This window comes from Campylobacter sp. US50a, assembly GCF_004379015.1.
Classification (GTDB): Bacteria; Campylobacterota; Campylobacteria; order Campylobacterales; family Campylobacteraceae; genus Campylobacter_D; species Campylobacter_D jejuni.
The window spans coordinates 1-732 of record NZ_RYYJ01000055.1 but is presented as its reverse complement, the minus strand read 5'-3'; the positions used below and the strand labels follow the sequence as shown (position 1 = coordinate 732).

The 732-nt window shown below is 36.2% G+C and carries 1 protein-coding gene and 1 pseudogene; both read left to right on the top strand.

What is annotated here, in order from left to right; genetic code table 11:
* The coding region (locus ELQ11_RS09620; RefSeq protein ID WP_087704859.1) for a flagellin at positions 1-282 on the top strand (282 nt) is incomplete at its 5' end.
* Positions 283-421: 139 nt separating this feature from the next.
* A pseudogene (locus ELQ11_RS09615) lies at positions 422-732 on the top strand (flagellin); the annotation flags it as partial.

Below are 732 nucleotides of genomic sequence, written 5' to 3'. Positions count from 1 at the left end.
AAAGGTGCTATGGCTGTGATGGATATAGCTGAAACTGCTATCACTAATCTTGATCAAATCAGAGCTGATATAGGTTCCATACAAAATCAAGTTACATCAACTATAAACAACATTACCGTAACTCAGGTTAATGTTAAATCAGCTGAATCACAAATCAGAGATGTAGACTTTGCAAGTGAGAGTGCAAACTACTCTAAAGCTAACATCTTAGCTCAAAGTGGATCTTATGCTATGGCTCAGGCAAATTCTAGTCAGCAAAATGTTTTAAGACTGCTCCAATAACTATATATTTTTAAAGTACTGCGATATATACAAATCCAAGCCTAGTTTAAACACTAGGCTTTTTTATTTTGGATGTTTTTTAAACTTGGAACACTTCTTGCTTTAATCTTTTCGATGCAATATTTTGAAAGGATTTAAAATGGGTTTTAGGATAAACACCAACATCGGTGCGTTAAATGCACATGCAAATTCAGTTGTTAATGCTAACGAGCTTGATAAGTCTTTAAGTAGACTTAGTTCTGGTCTTAGGATTAACTCCGCAGCAGATGATGCTTCAGGGATGGCGATAGCAGATTCTTTGCGTTCTCAAGCAGCTACTTTAGGTCAAGCTATAAACAATGGCAATGATGCCATAGGTATCTTGCAAACTGCAGATAAGGCTATGGATGAGCAACTTAAAATCTTAGATACTATCAAGACTAAAGCTACTCAAGCAGCCCAAGATGGTCA